This is a genomic window from Pseudomonas sp. BS3767, from assembly GCF_900099665.1.
GTDB lineage: Bacteria > Pseudomonadota > Gammaproteobacteria > Pseudomonadales > Pseudomonadaceae > Aquipseudomonas > Aquipseudomonas cerasi.
In genome coordinates this window covers 406,288-423,784 of the sequence record NZ_FNCX01000005.1, presented here as the reverse complement: position 1 = coordinate 423,784, position 17,497 = coordinate 406,288, and the positions used below count along the sequence as shown (strand labels likewise).

Sequence of the window (17,497 nt, the reverse complement as noted above, 5' to 3'; positions counted from 1 at the left end):
CTTGCTGCGGCTCATTACATATTCGGGTAAGTAGGTCCGCCAGCGCCTTCCGGTGCTACCCAGGTGATGTTCTGCGACGGGTCCTTGATGTCGCAGGTCTTGCAGTGCACGCAGTTCTGCGCGTTGATCTGGAAGCGCTTCTCGCCGTCTTCCTTGGTGATGACTTCATACACGCCAGCCGGGCAGTAACGCTGAGCCGGCTCGTCGTACAGCGGCAGGTTCTTGCTGATCGGGATGCTCGGATCGGTCAGCTTCAGGTGGCAGGGTTGTTCCTCTTCATGATTGGTGCTGGAGAGGAACACCGAACTGAGCTTGTCGAAGCTGAGCTTGCCGTCGGGTTTCGGGTAATCGATCTTCTTCGAGTCGGCTGCCAGCTTGAGGCAGGCGTAATCCGGCTTGGTGTCGTGCAGCGTGAACGGCAGCTTGCCGCCGAAAATGTTCTGATCGATGAAGTTGAATGCGCCACCCTTGATCGCGCCATATTTATGGATCGCCACGCCAAAGTTGCGGCTGGCGAACAGTTCTTCATGCAGCCAGCTGGCCTTGAAGGCATCCACGTAGGAAGTCAGCACGTCGCCACCTTCCTTACCGGCCAGCAGCGCGTCGGCCACCGAATCGGCGGCCAGCATGCCCGACTTCATGGCCGTATGGCTGCCCTTGATCTTGGCGAAGTTCAGCGTGCCCAGATCGCAGCCGATCAGCGCGCCGCCGGGGAAGACCATTTTCGGCAGGGAGTTCAAGCCACCCTTGGCAATCGCGCGGGCGCCGTAGCTGATGCGCTTGCCGCCTTCCAGGTATTGCTTGACGACCGGGTGGTGCTTGTAGCGCTGGAACTCGTCGAACGGCGACAGGTACGGGTTGCTGTAGGACAGGTCGACGATCAGGCCGACCACTACCTGATTGTTCTCCAGGTGGTACAGGAACGAGCCGCCCGGATTGGCATCGTCCAGCGGCCAGCCTGCGGTGTGCACCACCAGCCCTTGTTCATGTTTGGCCGGGTCGACTTCCCAGATTTCCTTGAGGCCGATAGCGTAATGCTGCACGTCGGCTTCGTCGTCGAGGTTGAAGCGCTTGAGCAGCTGCTTGCCGATGTGACCACGGCAGCCTTCGGCGAACAGCGTGTACTTGGCGCGCAGTTCCATGCCGGGGGTGTACAGGCCTTCCTTCGGATTGCCTTCGCGGTCGACACCCAGATCCCCGGTGACGATGCCGCGCACTACACCGTTTTCGTCGAACAGCGCTTCCTGAGCGGCAAAGCCAGGATAGATTTCGACACCGAGGTTTTCAGCCTGCTGAGCCAGCCAGCGGCACAGGTTGCCCAGCGAGATGATGTAGTTGCCATGGTTGTGCATGGTCTTGGGGACGAAAAAGTCCGGTATTTTCTGAGCTTTTTCAGCATCGCGCAGCACATAGATGTCGTCGCGCTTGACCGGCGTGTTGAGCGGAGCGCCCAGTTCCTGCCAGTTGGGGAACAGTTCATTCAGCGCGCGGGGCTCGAATACCGCACCGGAGAGGATGTGCGCGCCGACTTCGGAGCCTTTTTCCACCACGCAGACGCTGATTTCCTGGCCAGCTTCAGCGGCCTTCTGTTTAAGGCGGCAAGCGGCAGAAAGCCCGGACGGGCCGGCTCCGACGATAACGACGTCGAATTCCATGTATTCGCGTTCCACAGGCTATCTCCTACTCTCAAGGCTCACGGTGTTTTTATGGGCACTGCTTTTTTGGTCGCTGCAGGCCGACGCATGGAGGTATTGAACCGTCCCGTCTTTTAATGGTTCGCATTATATCTACACCACTGCGCGGGTCCAATACAAACGTTTGTTTGAATCGGCCGCAGGCCAGATAAATCAAAGACACCAGACTCGGAACTGGCCGATTTGGCGTATTGACCGGAAAAGGCGTTGCGGTCAATATACGGGCGGTTTTGCGTTTGCCGTAGGCTGAAACGAGGTTTCCGGATTGCGGGCAATCTCTCAAAAGGCATCAGGCAGACGCGCTGCAGGCAACAGGTCAACGTCGCACGGCGCATTTTACACACCCAGCCGCTGCTTGACGGGTGACTCCCGGCTTTTATATGGCTTTTTAAAGTCGTCCGGGTGGCCTGCACGCATTGCGATTGCTTGTTGAGGACACATATCGATCGCCTGGTGCCGCCGGGCGACTTCTTTTCACCGGAGAGTGAGGAATCCATGAAGGTTCTTGTAGCTGTCAAACGAGTGGTCGACTACAACGTCAAGGTTCGCGTCAAGGCGGACAACTCCGGCGTCGATCTTGCCAACGTCAAAATGTCCATGAACCCGTTTTGCGAAATCGCCGTTGAAGAGGCTGTTCGCCTTAAAGAGAAGGGTGTAGCCACCGAAATCGTCGTCGTCACCATCGGTCCGACCACGGCTCAGGAGCAACTGCGTACCGCCCTGGCGCTGGGTGCCGACCGCGCCGTGCTGGTCGAGTCCGCCGAGGAGCTGACTTCTCTGGCCGTGGCCAAGCTGCTCAAGGCCGTGGTCGACAAGGAGCAGCCACAGCTGGTGATCCTTGGCAAACAGGCCATCGACAGTGATAACAACCAGACCGGCCAGATGCTGGCTGCGTTGAGCGGCTACCCGCAGGGTACGTTCGCATCCAAGGTTGAAGTGACCGGTGACAAGGTTGCCGTGACCCGCGAAATCGACGGCGGCCTGCAGACCGTTTCCCTGAGCCTGCCAGCCATCGTGACCACGGACCTGCGTCTGAACGAGCCACGCTACGCTTCACTGCCCAACATCATGAAGGCCAAGAAAAAGCCGCTCGAAGTGCTGACCCCGGATGCGCTGGGCGTTTCCACGGCCTCGACCAACAAGACCCTCAAGGTTGAAGCGCCGGCTGCACGCAGCGCCGGCATCAAGGTCAAGTCGGTGGCCGAACTGGTCGAGAAACTGAAAAACGAAGCGAAGGTAATCTAAATGACGATCCTGGTTATCGCTGAACACGACAACGCGACCGTAGCCCCGGCTACGCTCAACACTCTTGCTGCTGCCCAGAAGATCGGCGGTGACATCCATTTGCTGGTGGCCGGGTCCGGCGTGAGCGCCGTTGCCGACGCCGCCGCCAAAATTGCCGGTGTGACGAAAGTGCTGGTGGCCGACCACGAAGCCTACGCGCACCAACTCCCTGAAAACATTGCACCGCTGGTCGTGGAGCTGGCTGCAGGCCATAGCCATGTTCTGGCTGCGGCAACGTCCAATGGCAAGAACATCCTGCCGCGCGTCGCTGCTCAGTTGGATGTCGATCAGATCTCCGAGATCGTTTCGGTGGTTTCCGCTGACACCTTCACTCGTCCGATCTATGCCGGTAATGCCATCGCCACCGTACAGTCGACGGCTGCGGTCAAGGTCATTACCGTACGTGCCACCGGCTTCGACCCGGTGGCTGCAGAGGGTGGCTCGGCCGCTGTCGAGGCGGTGTCGGCTGCTCACGATGCCGGCAAGTCCAGCTTCGTCGGTGAAGAACTGGCCAAATCCGATCGTCCGGAACTGACCGCGGCCAAGATCGTCGTTTCCGGTGGTCGCGGCATGCAGAACGGCGACAACTTCAGGCACCTGTACACGCTGGCCGACAAGCTCGGTGCGGCAGTGGGCGCTTCCCGAGCTGCGGTCGATGCCGGTTTCGTACCCAACGACATGCAGGTCGGTCAGACCGGCAAGATCGTTGCTCCTCAGCTGTACATCGCAGTCGGTATTTCCGGCGCCATTCAGCATCTGGCCGGTATGAAGGATTCCAAGGTGATCGTTGCGATCAACAAGGATGAAGAGGCGCCGATCTTCCAGGTCGCCGATTACGGTCTGGTGGCTGACTTGTTCGAAGCCATCCCCGAGCTGGAGAAGCTGGTTTAAGCCACGCGCTTCCACTATAAAGAGAACCCGTTCCATTCGGGGTTTGCGCACCAGCGGTTTACGGTGCGCCTGCCTGGGTGAAGCGGGTTTTTTATTGCGTATCGAAAGGACTTTTCATGGTGCATTCCCGGCTGCTGTCTTCGCTTCTCCTCGGGCTGATCACGCTGCCGACGCTGGCATCCGCCGCAGGCAAGTGCGAGCGTCTGATCGTGACCGGCAGCCCGGACGCGCCGCCGTATCTGTGGCGTGATCCCCAGGATCCGCGCCACCTGATGGGGGCCAATGCCGATCTGCTCACCCAGGCGGCAGGCGAGCTGGGTATCAAGGTCGAATTTCTGTATGGCGGCAAGCGCAGTCAGGCGCTCGAAGAGGTGCGCACCGGGCGCATGGACCTGCTGGCTGACGCGCCATTGAATGCCGCACAACTCGAAGCGCTGGATTACATTCATCCGCCGATCGTGCAGAACGAGATCATGGTCTGGACGCGTCACGATCACAGCGTGCCGTTCAATGCCGTGAGCGAGCTGCAGGGCCATCCCGGCGCCATGTCGGAAAAGACCCGCCTGACGCCTTCCTTCGAGGTGCTGGCCAGGCAGAATCTGACCCTGGAGCGCCTGCCCGCACTCACACCTGCCTTTCAGAAGCTGGCATTGGGTGAGGTGGATTACGTACTTGCCGGGCGTTATGCCGGTATGGTCATGGTGCAGACGCTGGGTCTTTCCAAAGACCTGACGGCACAGCCTCTACCGGTCGATACGCCGGGTTTCTATCTGGCCTTATCGTTCAACTCGGCCTGCAATGAACCATGGTTGCGCGGACAGCTGGCGAAAAAGATGACAGAATCGGCCGCCTCTGGCCTTGCGGGCGATGTCATCAGGCACAACCTGGAGTTGTGGAAAGCCCAACTGTTGCAACCCGCCAGCGCCAGCGCACCCAACAAGTAGGGATGTTTTTGTGAGTATTCGTTTTTCAATTGCCGTCATGGCAATCGCCACGCTGGCCGGTTGCGCCAGTGATCCGGTACCAACCGAGCAATTCAAGCTGACCGAGCAGGCGCTGGAGCAGGCCAAGGCGGTCGGCGCGAGTGATGATCAACCCGAGATGGAAGTCGCTCAGGCAGGGTTTGCCGAAGCCCGCGCTTCCATGGCAAGCCATGCCTACAAGGACGCGCGTATGAAAGCCGAGCAGGCCGAGCTTGATGCGCGCCTGGCTGAAGCGCGAGTGTTGACCCTCAAGAGCCAGGAGCAGGTCAATCAGTTGAATACCCGCCTCAATCGCTTGCGCAAGCAGCTGGGGGAGGCGCAATGAAGCGTATTCCGCGTGTCCTGAGTGTGTGTCTGTTGCTGGGTGCGGCTGGCCTTTATGGTTGTGCCGGTCACCAGGACAGCGGCCAGGCGTTGCAGCAGGCCAGTGCCGACTTCCAGAAGGTCAAGGAAGATACCGATGTGCTGCGCAGTGCACCCAAGGATGTCATTCGTGCGGGTGAATCGCTGGCTCGCGCCGAGCGTCTGTCCAGTTACCTGGGGAGTGGCGCCGATGTCGCTCACTACGCCTACCTCAGCAGCCGCTACAGCGAGATCGCGCGTGAGCACAGCAACCTGATGCTGAGTCAGGAGCGTCTGGCGAAAATGGACATGGAACGTCAGCGTATGCAGTTGGCACTGCGCGAAGCCAAGTTGGCCAGCGCCCAGCAACAGGGCCGTTGGCTGGAGGATCAGATCCTCAGCCTGGCCACCACCGAAACCGACCGCGGGCTGGTCATGACCCTGGGCGATGTGCTGTTCGACGCCGGACATGCCGAGCTGAAAAACTCGGCCAGCCGTACCATTCTCAAGGTTGTGCAGTTTCTGCAGATCAATCCGCGCCGAGTGGTCCGCATCGAAGGCTATACCGACAGCACGGGCGATCGTCAGGAAAACCTGAGGCTCTCGAAAGACCGGGCGCAAGCAGTCGCTGATGTGCTGATGGACCTGGGCATCGACGAAAAACGCATTCAGGTCGAAGGCTATGGCCAGGAGTTTCCTGTGAATGCCAATACCTCCGAGCGGGGCCGCGCGCAAAACAGGCGTGTCGAGATCGTTTTCTCGGATGAAAAAGGTCAGCTGGGCGCAGCTCGCTGATAAATAGACGATAAAAAGCCCGATGCCGGAAACGGCCTCGGGCTTTTTTGTCTTTAATCACATTGATTATGGCGTTTCTGCCCGCGTTTATTTTCACTCAGCAGCCATCAATGCTGGCCTGTCTTCAAACTGTTCCCGTACACTTCCGATCTGTGCCGGTTATTACGCATCTGTATTTTCAAAAATAATAAATCACCGGTCTTTTCGAGGCTGTGTCATGACCAATCTCTTGCTCTACCAGCGTATCGCTCAGCAGTTGGCCGAAGACATCCGCCGTGGTGTGTATCAGCCCGGCGAGCGTGTGCCGTCCGTTCGCAAAATGAGTTCGCAGCTCAACGTCAGCCATGCGACTGTATTGCAGGCTTACGCGAACCTTGAAGACCAGGGGCTGATCCGGGCGCGTCCTCAATCCGGCTACTACGTCCATCAAACGCCCGCGCTGACAGCGTCCACCCCGGATATCGCGCGGGTCGAGCGGCCCGGCCTGGTCACACGCAGCAGCATTATCCAGCAAGTGCTCGAAGAGTCGCGCCGCGAAGGCGTATTCGCCCTAGGGGCTGCCGTGCCTCATGTGGATTACTTGCCGGTGCGCGCGCTGCATCAGCAGCTGGCCAAGGTCACGCGTTTTCACAGCCCACGGGCCTTCAGTTACATGTTCAGCCCTGGCTTCGAACCCTTGCGCAGGCAGGTCGCGATCCGCATGCGCGACGCCGGTGTAGTGGTCGACCCGTCAGAAGTGGTCATCACTCACGGCTGCGTGGATGCGCTGCAGATGGCCCTGCGGGTGCTGACCCGGCCCGGCGATCTGATAGCCGCCGAATCACCGGCTTATTACGGGTTGCTGCAACTTGCCGACCTGCTGGGTTTGAAAGTCATCGAAATTCCCAGTGATCCGGCCACCGGCATCAGTCTTGAAGCCTTGCAACTGGCGGCCAATCAATGGTCCATCAAGGCCCTGGTGCTGACCTCACGGCTGAGCAATCCACTGGGCGGCACCATGCCCGAGGAGCGGCAGAAAAACCTGCTGCGGCTGACCTCGGATTTCGATATCCAGGTGGTTGAAGACGACGTCTACGGCGAGTTGATGTTCGAAGTAGGGCGGACCAAGGCGCTCAAGTCCTTCGACCGGCTGGGGAGGGTGATTTACTGCTCAAGCTTCTCCAAGACCTTGTCACCGGGTGTGCGCATCGGCTGGATGATAGCCGGCAAATACCAGGCGGAAATTCAGCGCCTGCAGACCTTCAGTACTCACTCTGCGTGCAGTGTCACGCAAATGGCCGTCGCCGCGTACCTCGAAAACGGCGGCTATGATCGACACCTGCGCTTCATTCGGCTCGAATACCGCAAGAACCTCAGTGCGTATCAGCTGGCGGTGCAGCAGTTCTTTCCCGAAGGCACGCAGATGAGCCGTCCCGCAGGGGGCTTTATCCTCTGGGTCAGTCTGCCGGGCAGGGTCAATACCCAGGAATTGCACGTGCGTGCGCTCGAGCAGGGCATCAGCATTGCACCCGGGCTGATTTTCAGTAATACCGAGCAGTTCAACCACTGTATTCGTTTGAATTGCGGCATGAAATGGAACAAGGAAGCCGAGCGGGCATTGATGACATTGGGGATTCTGGCCAAGCAGTTATGTCAGGAAGCTGTCCAGGCTTATTGATTGGCAAAGATATTTGTCAATTCTTCGGAACTCTTGTCTTGTCAGGTTGGCCTCAAAAGGACAGCATGTGTTTCTTTCCGGCTTTTTGCCACTGTCTTGCCTGACTTTTTGCCTATGAATGTTTTTCGCTGTCTCGGATTGCTTGTCGTCGTACTTCTGAGTGGTTGTGACGCTCCGGATACCTCTGTGCCCAAACCCAAGACCGAGGCGGTCATCACAGCGCCGGTATCGCCCGAGGTGCATCTGAAGACTGAGGCACCTGCGGAGGCAGCCGCCACCGATGCCAGGCAAATCAAGGCGCCGGACACCATGCATAAGCTGATGCCGGGGGTGCCAGTCGTGCCTGTGGTGGTCGGAAAGGAAAAGTCAGAACCTGCAGCACCCCAAAGCGCCAAATCGGCGGCGTCCGAAAAAGCGTCTTCCAAGGTCGCGGCAGCCAAGGCGCCTGCGAGCAAGCGCAAGAACGCCAAGGATGCCAAGACGGCCAGCGTCAAGGATGTGCGAATCAAATCGCCCAAGCTGGATCTGAGCCTGCCTCCCGAACTGGTCAAGGAACTCGACCCGCCTGCCAAGGTGATTACCAGCAAGCGCAAGCCGATATTGCCGCAGATGTTCAGCGACAAGGGCGACTCTGCGAACCCTGGTCCGTTCGAGCTCGAAGGGCGATTGCTGACCAACGAAATGCAATTGCAGATGCGCAACGAAAACCGTCGCGACGTGGAAGGCGCTGCGCTGGACTTCAAATTCAAGCAGTAAGCCCTGCCTGTCGTCCGATACGGCGTTTTCAAACAGACGTTTTGACGGTTAATATCCTTCCTCTTTTTCAATTTTCACAAAAGGGTGTCTGGTCATGGACTGCCGTTCCGGTTGTGGAGCGTGCTGCATAGCGCCTTCCATAACGTCTCCCATACCCGGTATGCCCGACGGAAAGCCTGCAGGCGAGCGTTGTCTGCACCTGTCGGTCGAGTTTTTGTGCGCCTTGTTTGGCAGGGCTGAGCGGCCCGCCGTATGCAGTCAGTTCAAGGCGGCAGAGGATGTCTGCGGTGTCGACCAGGCGGATGCCATTCGCCTGATCGGTTGGTGGGAAAAAGCCACTGCGGTGGCCTGAAAAAGTGTTTTCGAGCACAAATGCTTCTTCGGAACTTCAAAACAAGGAATAAAACAATGGGTCCGCTGTATCGCATGGCTGTTGCTTGTGGTTTGACTGTAATGCTTGCCGGAACGGCGCAGGCTGAAGAGTGGAAAGAGGTCAAGAATCAGGAGGGCATCAAGGTTTCGTTGAGCGACGTGCCCGGGTCTGATTACAAGGCTTATCAGGGCATTGCGCTGATCAATGCCAGCGTGAGCAAGTTGCGCGCGCTTCAGGAGGATGTCACGGGCGCCTGCGCCTGGATTCATGAGTGCAAGTTGCAGAAAGTGCTCAAGCACGAAGGCAACAAGACCTGGACCTACAGCCAGTTCAACACTCCCTGGCCAGTGACGCCTCGCGATTCTGTGCTGTTGATCACCACTCAGGAAGGCCCTGACGGGAGTGTTACCCGTAATCTTGAAGAGCAGCCTTCGTACATCCCCGAAGAAAAGGGCTATGTGCGCGTAACCGAGGTCAAGGGCTTCTGGAAAATGGTGCCCAAAGGGCCGAACCAGACTGAAGTGACCTATCAGGTTCACACCGAGCCGGGTGGCAGTGTGCCTTCTATGCTGGCCAACAAGTTCGTTGTCGATGCGCCGTTCAACACCTTGAAAGCCCTCAGGGAGCGTGCTGCGCAAACCCCATGATGTGCATCGGATAGCGCGCACAAAAAAGGGCTGCCAATGGCAGCCCTTTTTTTGCGTGTGGCGCTTACTTGCGGTCTTGCAGGGCGACGATGTCGCGTTGCACGTTGCCGGTGTACAGCTGGCGAGGGCGACCGATCTTGTAGGGGCTGGAGAGCATTTCCTTCCAGTGCGAGATCCAGCCGACAGTCCGCGCCAGGGCGAAGATCACGGTGAACATGCTGGTCGGAATGCCGATGGCCTTGAGGATAATGCCCGAGTAGAAGTCGACGTTCGGGTACAGCGAGCGCTCGATGAAGTACGGGTCGGTCAGGGCGATCTCTTCGAGGCGCATGGCCAGTTCGAGTTGAGGATCGTTGGTGATGCCCAGTTCTTTCAATACTTCGTCGCAGGTCTGCTTCATTACGGTGGCGCGCGGGTCACGGTTCTTGTACACGCGGTGACCGAAGCCCATGAGCTTGAACGGATCGTTCTTGTCCTTGGCCTTGGCAATGAACGTGTCGATGTTCGACACGTCGCCGATTTCATCGAGCATGGTCAGTACCGCTTCGTTGGCGCCGCCGTGGGCAGGGCCCCAGAGCGCTGCGATACCGGCTGCGATACAGGCGAACGGGTTGGCACCCGAAGAGCCCGCCATGCGCACGGTGGAGGTCGAAGCGTTCTGCTCGTGATCGGCGTGGAGGATGAAGATCTTGTCCATCGCCTTGGCCAGCACCGGGCTGATCGGTTTGATCTCGCACGGGGTGTTGAACATCATGTGCAGGAAGTTTTCCGCGTAGCTGAGGTCGTTGCGCGGGTACATCATGGGTTGACCCATGGAGTACTTGTAGACCATCGCTGCCAGGGTCGGCATCTTGGCGACCAGACGGACTGCGGAAATCTCGCGGTGCTGCGGGTTATTGATGTCCAGCGAGTCGTGGTAGAACGCCGACAGGGCACCGACTACGCCGCACATGACGGCCATCGGATGGGCGTCACGGCGGAAACCGTTGAAGAAGGTCTTGAGTTGTTCGTGAACCATCGTGTGGTTCTTGACCACGGCCACGAACTGGGCTTTCTGCTGGGCGGTGGGCAGTTCACCGTTGAGCAGCAGGTAGCAGGTCTCGAGGTAGTCGGACTGCTCGGCCAGTTGTTCGATCGGGTAGCCGCGGTGTAGCAGAATGCCATTATCACCATCGATGTAGGTGATCTTCGAATCGCAAGAGGCCGTGGACATGAAACCAGGGTCAAATGTGAAGCGGCCGGTGGCGGTCAGGCCGCGTACGTCGATCACGTCCGGACCCACTGTACCGGTCAGAATTGGCAGCTCGACGGGGGCAGCGCCCTCGATGATCAACTGCGCTTTTTTGTCAGCCATGTGGCCTCCTATTTATGCTTCAAATCATCAGACAGGCCCCCCACGCAGGGCCCGCATCACTATAGTGAGATAAATTCTAAAGTCAATTTGCCTAAAGTCGTGTTCCGCAAGGGCTCGGCCGTGGATTTTTCAGACGGTTTACTGCCATTTACGCCTTTTGTCTCGGCAACGCAATCCGCTATTGGCGGTACGTCTGCGCGTTGTCATTAGTAACCTAACTGTCTATACTCGGCGTCCGACCGCCAGAGGCTTTTGGCCTGTTTCAAGGGGGTCGTCACTTCCTGGGTGGTGGGTACCTGACCAGTGCACTTCCCAACAACTTGCCCTGATTGTTAGGGGCTCTTCAGTGTGAAAAAAAGCCGTGAATAGCCAACGACCTGTAAATCTAGACCTAAGGACCATCAAGCTCCCAGTCACCGCTTACACGTCCATCCTTCACCGCATCTCCGGTGTCATCCTCTTTGTCGGTATTGCAATCATGCTGTATGCAATGGACAAGTCGCTGGCCTCCGAAGAGGGATTTGGTGAAGTCAAGGCGTATATGACCAGTCCGCTGGCCAAGCTGATCATCTGGGGACTTCTGTCTGCCCTGCTGTACCACCTGGTGGCCGGTATTCGTCACCTCATCATGGACTCGGGGGTAGGCGAGACGCTTGAAGGCGGAAAGCTGGGCTCCAAAATCGTTATCGCGGTTTCCGTGATTCTGATTCTTCTGGCGGGAGTATGGATATGGTAACCAACGTCACCAACCTGTCGCGTTCGGGCCTCTATGACTGGATGGCTCAGCGTGTCTCCGCAGTCGTGCTCGCGGCTTATTTCATTTTCCTGATCGGTTACATGGTCTTTCACCCGGGTCTGAGCTACGCCCAATGGCATGGTCTGTTCGCTCACAACGGAATGCGTATCTTCAGTCTCCTGGCCCTCGTTGCCCTTGGCGCCCACGCCTGGGTCGGCATGTGGACCATCGCGACCGACTACCTGACGCCGATGGCGCTGGGCAAGTCCGCAACTGCAGTACGTTTCCTGTTCCAGGCGGTATGCGGCGTTCTGATGTTCGCCTACTTCGTCTGGGGCGTGCAGATTCTTTGGGGTATCTGATCCATGGCTAACATTAATGCGCTTTCTTTCGACGCCATCATCATTGGTGGTGGCGGTGCCGGCATGCGCGCTGCGCTGCAGCTCGCCCAGGGCGGTCACAAGACTGCCGTGGTCACCAAGGTTTTCCCGACCCGCTCGCACACCGTATCCGCCCAGGGTGGCATCACCTGTGCAATCGCTTCCGCCGATCCGAACGATGACTGGCGCTGGCACATGTACGATACCGTCAAGGGCTCCGACTACATCGGTGACCAGGACGCTATCGAATACATGTGTTCCGTAGGTCCGGAAGCGGTCTTCGAGCTCGAGCACATGGGCCTGCCGTTCTCCCGTACCGAGCAGGGCCGTATCTACCAGCGTCCGTTCGGTGGCCAGTCCAAGGACTTCGGCAAGGGCGGGCAGGCTGCCCGTACCTGCGCTGCCGCCGACCGTACCGGTCACGCACTGCTGCACACCCTGTATCAGGCCAACCTGAAGGCAGGCACTGTATTCCTCAACGAATACTATGCAGTGGATCTGGTAAAGAACAACGACGGCGCCTTTGTCGGCATCATCGCAATCTGCATCGAGACAGGCGAAACCTCGTACATCCGCGCCAATGCAACCGTGCTGGCGACTGGCGGTGCAGGCCGTATCTACTCGTCGACCACCAATGCCCTGATCAATACCGGTGACGGTATCGGCATGGCGCTGCGTGCCGGTGTACCTGTTCAGGACATCGAAATGTGGCAGTTCCACCCGACCGGTATTGCCGGTGCAGGTGTACTGGTCACCGAAGGTTGCCGCGGTGAAGGCGGTTACCTGATCAACAAGCACGGCGAGCGTTTCATGGAGCGTTATGCTCCGAACGCCAAGGACCTTGCCGGTCGTGACGTTGTGGCACGTTCCATGGTCAAGGAAATCATTGCCGGTAATGGCTGTGGTCCCGATGGCGATCACGTGATGCTCAAGCTCGATCACCTTGGCGAAGAAGTGCTGCACAGCCGTCTGCCAGGGATCATGGAGCTGTCCAAGACCTTTGCTCACGTCGATCCTGCGACCGCTCCGATCCCTGTCGTACCAACCTGCCACTATATGATGGGCGGCGTTGCCACTAACATTCATGGTCAGGCGATCACTCAGGATGCGGCGGGCGTCGATCAGATCATTCCAGGTCTGTTCGCGGTAGGTGAAGTGGCTTGCGTATCGGTTCACGGCGCAAACCGTCTGGGCGGCAACTCGCTGCTCGATCTGGTGGTGTTCGGCCGCGCTGCGGGTATCCACCTCGAGCAGGCGCTGCGTGAAGGCGTCGATTATGCGCGCGCTTCCGAGTCCGACATCGATGCTGCCCTCGCGCGCCTTGCCGGCCTGAACGAACGCACCACTGGTGAAGACGTTGCGTCGCTGCGTAAAGAACTGCAGAGCTGCATGCAGAACTACTTCGGTGTATTCCGTACTGGCGAATACATGCAGAAGGGTATTGCCCAGCTGGCTGATCTGCGCGTGCGTATCGCCAACGTCAAGATCAACGACAAGAGCCAGGCGTTCAACACCGCCCGTATCGAAGCGCTTGAACTGCAAAACCTGCTGGAAGTTGCCGAAGCCACGGCGATTGCTGCGGAGCATCGTAAAGAGTCCCGCGGCGCTCACGCTCGCGAAGACTTCGAAGATCGCGACGACGAGAACTGGTTGTGCCACACCCTGTATTTCCCGGGTGACAAGCGCGTGACCAAGCGTGCCGTGAACTTCTCGCCGAAGACTGTTCCGACTTTTGAACCCAAGATTCGGACTTATTAAGGGGTGGCCGATATGTTGCAAGTCAGTGTTTATCGTTACAACCCTGAGCAGGACGCCGCGCCGTTCATGCAGGAGTTTCAGGTCGATACCGGTGGCAAGGACCTGATGGTGCTGGACGTGCTCGCCCTGGTCAAAGAACAGGATCAAGGGTTCTCTTATCGTCGCTCATGCCGTGAAGGCGTTTGCGGTTCCGACGGCATGAATATCAACGGCAAGAACGGCCTGGCCTGCATCACGCCGCTGTCGGCTGTCGTTGCCAAGAACAAGCTGATCGTACGTCCGCTGCCTGGTTTGCCGGTTATTCGTGACCTGGTCGTCGATATGAGCATCTTCTACAAGCAGTACGAGAAGGTGAAGCCGTTCCTGCAGAACGACACGCCGGCTCCGGCCATCGAACGTCTGCAAACACCGGAAGAGCGCGAAAAGCTCGATGGTCTGTACGAGTGCATCCTGTGCGCTTGCTGCTCGACTTCCTGCCCGTCCTTCTGGTGGAACCCTGACAAGTTCCTGGGTCCTGCTGCACTGCTGCAAGCCTACCGTTTCCTGGCTGACAGCCGTGATACCCGCACCAGTGAGCGTCTGGCTTCGCTTGATGATCCGTTCAGCGTATTCCGCTGCCGCGGCATCATGAACTGCGTCAACGTCTGTCCGAAGGGCCTTAACCCAACCAAGGCTATCGGTCACGTACGCAACATGCTGTTGCAGAACGGCGTCTGATTCATCGCTTTATCTGTTACACCGTTGTACTGAAGTGGCTACGGCGCAGGCTTCAACCGGCGCCGTAGTTTTAACCTGAGCAGTAGCTCGCAAAGCTGCGGCTCTTATTTTGAAGAAATGAGACCAGCAGGGGCATCCGGGCTGGTACCCGGACTATCTGCGTGATCCCTGGTGACTTGATACAGTCGCTGCACACGACTATTTCAGGATTGCTCTGGTGTCTTCGCCGGTGGTGTCCCCTTACCGAGGGTGACCAAGCATGCAAGAAAGCGTGATGCAGCGCATGTGGAACAGTGCCCACCTATCCGGTGGTAACGCTGCCTATGTGGAAGAGCTCTATGAGCTTTACCTGCACGACCCTAACGCTGTGCCAGAAGAATGGCGCACCTACTTTCAGAAGTTGCCAGCAGACGGCAGCTCTGCCACTGATGTATCGCACTCGACCATTCGCGATCATTTCGTGTTGCTGGCCAAAAACCAGCGCCGCGCTCAACCGGTGTCCGCCGGCAGTGTGAGCAGCGAACACGAGAAGAAGCAGGTTGAAGTGCTGCGACTGATCCAGGCATATCGGATGCGTGGCCACCAGGCTGCCCAACTCGATCCGCTGGGCCTGTGGCAGCGCCCTGCGCCTGCGGATCTGTCCATCAATCATTACGGCTTGACCAATGCCGATCTTGATACGACCTTCCGTGCCGGCGACCTGTTCATCGGCAAAGAGGAAGCGAGCCTACGCGAAATTCATGAAGCGTTGCAGCAGACATATTGTCGCACCATCGGCTCCGAGTTCACTCACATCGTGGATTCCGAGCAGCGCAACTGGTTCATGCAGCGTCTCGAGAGTGTTCGTGGCCGTCCGGTGTTCTCGGCTGACATTCAGAGCCACCTGCTCGAGCGTGTTACCGCAGCTGAAGGCCTCGAGAAATACCTGGGTACCAAATACCCGGGCACCAAGCGTTTCGGTCTGGAAGGCGGCGAAAGCCTGATTCCAATGCTGGACGAGCTGATTCAGCGTTCCGGGTCCTATGGCACCAAGGAAGTCGTGATCGGCATGGCCCACCGTGGCCGCCTCAACGTACTGGTGAACACCTTCGGCAAGAATCCTCGCGACCTGTTCGACGAGTTCGAAGGCAAGAAGAAAGTGGAACTGGGTTCCGGTGACGTCAAATACCACCAGGGCTTCTCTTCCAACGTCATGACCGCAGGCGGTGAGGTTCACCTCGCCATGGCCTTCAACCCGTCTCACCTGGAGATCGTGTCTCCGGTGGTCGAGGGGTCGGTGCGTGCGCGTCAGGATCGTCGCAACGATCCGAACGGCGACAAGGTTCTGCCGATTTCCCTCCACGGCGACGCGGCCTTTGCCGGCCAGGGCGTGGTCATGGAAACCTTCCAGATGTCGCAGACTCGCGGCTTCAAGACGGGCGGTACGATCCACATCGTCATCAACAACCAGGTGGGCTTCACCATCAGCAACCCGCTGGACTCGCGTTCTACCGAGTACGCCACCGACGTTGCCAAGATGATCCAGGCGCCGATCCTCCATGTGAATGGTGATGATCCGGAAGCCGTGATGTTCGTGACCCAGCTGGCCATCGATTACCGCATGCAGTTCAAGCGCGACATCGTGATCGATCTGGTCTGCTACCGTCGCCGTGGTCACAACGAAGCTGACGAGCCGAGCGGCACCCAGCCTTTGATGTATCAGCAGATCACCAAGCAGCGCACCACGCGCGAGCTGTATGCCGAGCATCTGATCAAGACCGGCGTTCTCGACGATGCCCGCGTTCAGGCCAAGGTCGACGACTACCGCAGCGCGCTGGACAACGGTCTGCACGTGGTGAAAAGTCTGGTCAAGGAGCCGAACAAGGAATTGTTCGTCGACTGGCGTCCATACCTGGGCCATGCCTGGACTGCGCGTCACGACACCCGCTTCGATCTCAAGACCCTGCAGGAACTGTCCGCCAAGCTCATGGAGCTGCCGGAAGGCTTCGTCGTGCAGCGTCAGGTTCAGAAAATCTACGAAGACCGCCAGAAGATGCAGGCCGGTGGCTTGCCGATCAACTGGGGTTACGCCGAAACCATGGCGTACGCCACACTGGCATTCGAAGGTCACCCGATCCGCATGACGGGGCAGGACATCGGTCGCGGTACGTTCTCGCACCGTCACGCCGTGCTGCACAACCAGAAAGACGCCGGGACCTATATCCCGCTGCAGAATCTGTACTCCGGTCAGCCACGTTTCGACCTGTACGACTCCTTCCTTTCGGAAGAGGCCGTACTGGCATTCGAATACGGTTATTCGACTACCCAGCCTGATGCGCTGGTTATCTGGGAAGCCCAGTTCGGCGACTTCGCCAACGGCGCTCAGGTGGTTGTCGACCAGTTCATCACCAGCGGCGAGCACAAGTGGGGCCGTCTGTGCGGTCTGACCATGCTGTTGCCTCATGGCTATGAAGGGCAGGGGCCAGAGCACTCGTCGGCCCGTCTGGAGCGTTACCTGCAATTGTGCGCCGAGCACAACATTCAGGTGTGCGTACCGACGACTCCGGCGCAGATCTATCACTTGTTGCGTCGTCAGGTCATCCGTCCGCTGCGCAAGCCGCTGATCGTGCTGACACCGAAGTCGCTGTTGCGTCACAAGCTGGCTGTTTCGACTCTGGAAGACTTGGCCGAAGGCTCGTTCCAGACCGTCATTCCGGAAATCGATACCCTCGATCCGGCCAAGGTCACGCGTCTGGTGCTGTGCAGCGGCAAGGTTTACTACGATCTCCTGGAAAAACGCCGTGCCGAAGGGCGTGAAGACATCGCCATCGTTCGCCTCGAGCAGCTGTATCCGTTCCCTGAAGATGATTTGATGGAAACCATCGCGCCTTATACCAACCTGCAGCATGTGGTCTGGTGTCAGGAAGAGCCGATGAACCAGGGTGCCTGGTACAGCAGCCAACACCATCTGCGTCGCAGCATGGGCAACCACAAACGTGAACTCGTTCTCGAGTACGCCGGTCGTGATGCTTCTGCCGCTCCAGCATGTGGTTACGCTTCGATGCACGCCGAGCAGCAGGAAAAACTGCTGCAAGATGCCTTCACTGTTTAACGCCTTCGAGCATTAGAAACCGAATTAAGGAATTACAGA

16 protein-coding genes are annotated in these 17,497 nt (G+C 58.3%); 14 read left to right on the top strand and 2 right to left on the bottom strand.

Annotation, left to right across the window (positions count from 1 at the left end; all coding sequences use genetic code 11):
- Positions 1–14: 14 nt before the first annotated feature.
- Positions 15–1,670 (bottom strand): electron transfer flavoprotein-ubiquinone oxidoreductase, encoded by a 1,656-nt coding sequence (locus BLR16_RS17460; protein ID WP_003366679.1) that lies wholly within the window; start codon positions 1,668–1,670, stop codon positions 15–17.
- Positions 1,671–2,189: 519 nt separating this feature from the next.
- Here BLR16_RS17460 and BLR16_RS17455 point away from each other — a divergent pair.
- The 9 genes from BLR16_RS17455 (at position 2,190) to BLR16_RS17415 (ending at position 9,422) form a co-directional block, all read left to right on the top strand.
- Positions 2,190–2,939, top strand: coding sequence for an electron transfer flavoprotein subunit beta/FixA family protein (locus BLR16_RS17455; protein ID WP_003394537.1), 750 nt, complete (start codon positions 2,190–2,192; stop codon positions 2,937–2,939).
- On the top strand, positions 2,940–3,869 hold the full coding sequence (locus tag BLR16_RS17450) for an electron transfer flavoprotein subunit alpha/FixB family protein (protein ID WP_003366683.1): 930 nt from the start codon (positions 2,940–2,942) through the stop codon (positions 3,867–3,869).
- A gap of 116 nt (positions 3,870–3,985) precedes the next feature.
- Positions 3,986–4,813: a substrate-binding periplasmic protein gene (locus tag BLR16_RS17445; RefSeq protein ID WP_054081898.1), complete on the top strand. Its 828-nt coding sequence runs from the start codon at positions 3,986–3,988 to the stop codon at positions 4,811–4,813.
- A gap of 10 nt (positions 4,814–4,823) precedes the next feature.
- On the top strand, positions 4,824–5,177 hold the full coding sequence (locus BLR16_RS17440) for a DUF4398 domain-containing protein (protein WP_003345625.1): 354 nt from the start codon (positions 4,824–4,826) through the stop codon (positions 5,175–5,177).
- Entirely contained in the window at positions 5,174–5,989 is an 816-nt protein-coding gene (locus tag BLR16_RS17435; protein WP_058415979.1) for an OmpA family protein, read from the top strand. The genes BLR16_RS17440 and BLR16_RS17435 overlap by 4 nt, the downstream gene beginning before the upstream one ends.
- 217 nt (positions 5,990–6,206) lie before the next feature.
- On the top strand, positions 6,207–7,646 hold the full coding sequence (locus tag BLR16_RS17430; RefSeq protein WP_058415980.1) for an aminotransferase-like domain-containing protein: 1,440 nt from the start codon (positions 6,207–6,209) through the stop codon (positions 7,644–7,646).
- A gap of 114 nt (positions 7,647–7,760) precedes the next feature.
- Positions 7,761–8,402, top strand: coding sequence for a translation initiation factor 2 (locus BLR16_RS17425; RefSeq protein ID WP_092194442.1), 642 nt, complete (start codon positions 7,761–7,763; stop codon positions 8,400–8,402).
- A 94-nt stretch (positions 8,403–8,496) separates the two neighbouring features.
- Positions 8,497–8,754, top strand: a complete 258-nt coding sequence (locus BLR16_RS17420) for a YkgJ family cysteine cluster protein (RefSeq protein WP_003366694.1) — start codon at positions 8,497–8,499, stop codon at positions 8,752–8,754.
- Positions 8,755–8,810: 56 nt separating this feature from the next.
- Positions 8,811–9,422: an START domain-containing protein gene (locus BLR16_RS17415; RefSeq protein ID WP_003366696.1), complete on the top strand. Its 612-nt coding sequence runs from the start codon at positions 8,811–8,813 to the stop codon at positions 9,420–9,422.
- 64 nt (positions 9,423–9,486) lie between these two features.
- Here the strand turns inward: BLR16_RS17415 and gltA are convergent, their stop codons facing one another.
- A complete protein-coding gene (gene gltA, locus BLR16_RS17410; protein ID WP_074808611.1) occupies positions 9,487–10,776 on the bottom strand; it encodes a citrate synthase in 1,290 nt (429 codons plus the stop codon).
- A 361-nt stretch (positions 10,777–11,137) separates the two neighbouring features.
- On the opposite strand from gltA, the gene sdhC reads away from it, so the two are divergent.
- The 5 genes from sdhC to BLR16_RS17385 all read left to right on the top strand — a co-directional run bounded on the left by sdhC (position 11,138) and on the right by BLR16_RS17385 (position 17,458).
- Complete coding sequence (sdhC, locus tag BLR16_RS17405; RefSeq protein WP_003423585.1) at positions 11,138–11,512, top strand: succinate dehydrogenase, cytochrome b556 subunit; 375 nt, start codon at positions 11,138–11,140, stop codon at positions 11,510–11,512.
- The gene (gene sdhD, locus BLR16_RS17400) at positions 11,506–11,874 is read left to right on the top strand and encodes a succinate dehydrogenase, hydrophobic membrane anchor protein (protein WP_003316551.1); all 369 of its coding nucleotides are present in this window, start codon (positions 11,506–11,508) and stop codon (positions 11,872–11,874) included. Before sdhC ends, sdhD begins: the two co-directional genes overlap by 7 nt.
- 3 nt (positions 11,875–11,877) lie before the next feature.
- A complete protein-coding gene (sdhA, locus tag BLR16_RS17395; RefSeq protein WP_003419913.1) occupies positions 11,878–13,650 on the top strand; it encodes a succinate dehydrogenase flavoprotein subunit in 1,773 nt (590 codons plus the stop codon).
- A gap of 12 nt (positions 13,651–13,662) precedes the next feature.
- On the top strand, positions 13,663–14,367 hold the full coding sequence (locus BLR16_RS17390) for a succinate dehydrogenase iron-sulfur subunit (protein WP_003343563.1): 705 nt from the start codon (positions 13,663–13,665) through the stop codon (positions 14,365–14,367).
- Between the two features lie 259 nt (positions 14,368–14,626).
- Positions 14,627–17,458 carry a 2-oxoglutarate dehydrogenase E1 component gene (locus tag BLR16_RS17385; protein WP_003366703.1) on the top strand — a complete coding sequence of 944 codons (2,832 nt, stop codon included), beginning with the start codon at positions 14,627–14,629 and terminating at the stop codon, positions 17,456–17,458.
- The last annotated feature ends 39 nt before the right edge of the window (positions 17,459–17,497 follow it).

Coding starts and splice junctions, on each gene's coding strand:
- BLR16_RS17430 (WP_058415980.1), top strand. CDS start 6,207: ATGACCAATCTCTTGCTCTACCAGCGTATCGCTCAGCAGTTGGCCGAA.
- BLR16_RS17455 (WP_003394537.1), top strand. CDS start 2,190: ATGAAGGTTCTTGTAGCTGTCAAACGAGTGGTCGACTACAACGTCAAG.
- BLR16_RS17385 (WP_003366703.1), top strand. CDS start 14,627: ATGCAAGAAAGCGTGATGCAGCGCATGTGGAACAGTGCCCACCTATCC.
- BLR16_RS17425 (WP_092194442.1), top strand. CDS start 7,761: ATGAATGTTTTTCGCTGTCTCGGATTGCTTGTCGTCGTACTTCTGAGT.
- BLR16_RS17435 (WP_058415979.1), top strand. CDS start 5,174: ATGAAGCGTATTCCGCGTGTCCTGAGTGTGTGTCTGTTGCTGGGTGCG.
- BLR16_RS17450 (WP_003366683.1), top strand. CDS start 2,940: ATGACGATCCTGGTTATCGCTGAACACGACAACGCGACCGTAGCCCCG.
- BLR16_RS17420 (WP_003366694.1), top strand. CDS start 8,497: ATGGACTGCCGTTCCGGTTGTGGAGCGTGCTGCATAGCGCCTTCCATA.
- BLR16_RS17445 (WP_054081898.1), top strand. CDS start 3,986: ATGGTGCATTCCCGGCTGCTGTCTTCGCTTCTCCTCGGGCTGATCACG.
- gltA (WP_074808611.1), bottom strand. CDS start 10,776: ATGGCTGACAAAAAAGCGCAGTTGATCATCGAGGGCGCTGCCCCCGTC.
- sdhA (WP_003419913.1), top strand. CDS start 11,878: ATGGCTAACATTAATGCGCTTTCTTTCGACGCCATCATCATTGGTGGT.
- BLR16_RS17390 (WP_003343563.1), top strand. CDS start 13,663: ATGTTGCAAGTCAGTGTTTATCGTTACAACCCTGAGCAGGACGCCGCG.
- BLR16_RS17415 (WP_003366696.1), top strand. CDS start 8,811: ATGGGTCCGCTGTATCGCATGGCTGTTGCTTGTGGTTTGACTGTAATG.
- sdhD (WP_003316551.1), top strand. CDS start 11,506: ATGGTAACCAACGTCACCAACCTGTCGCGTTCGGGCCTCTATGACTGG.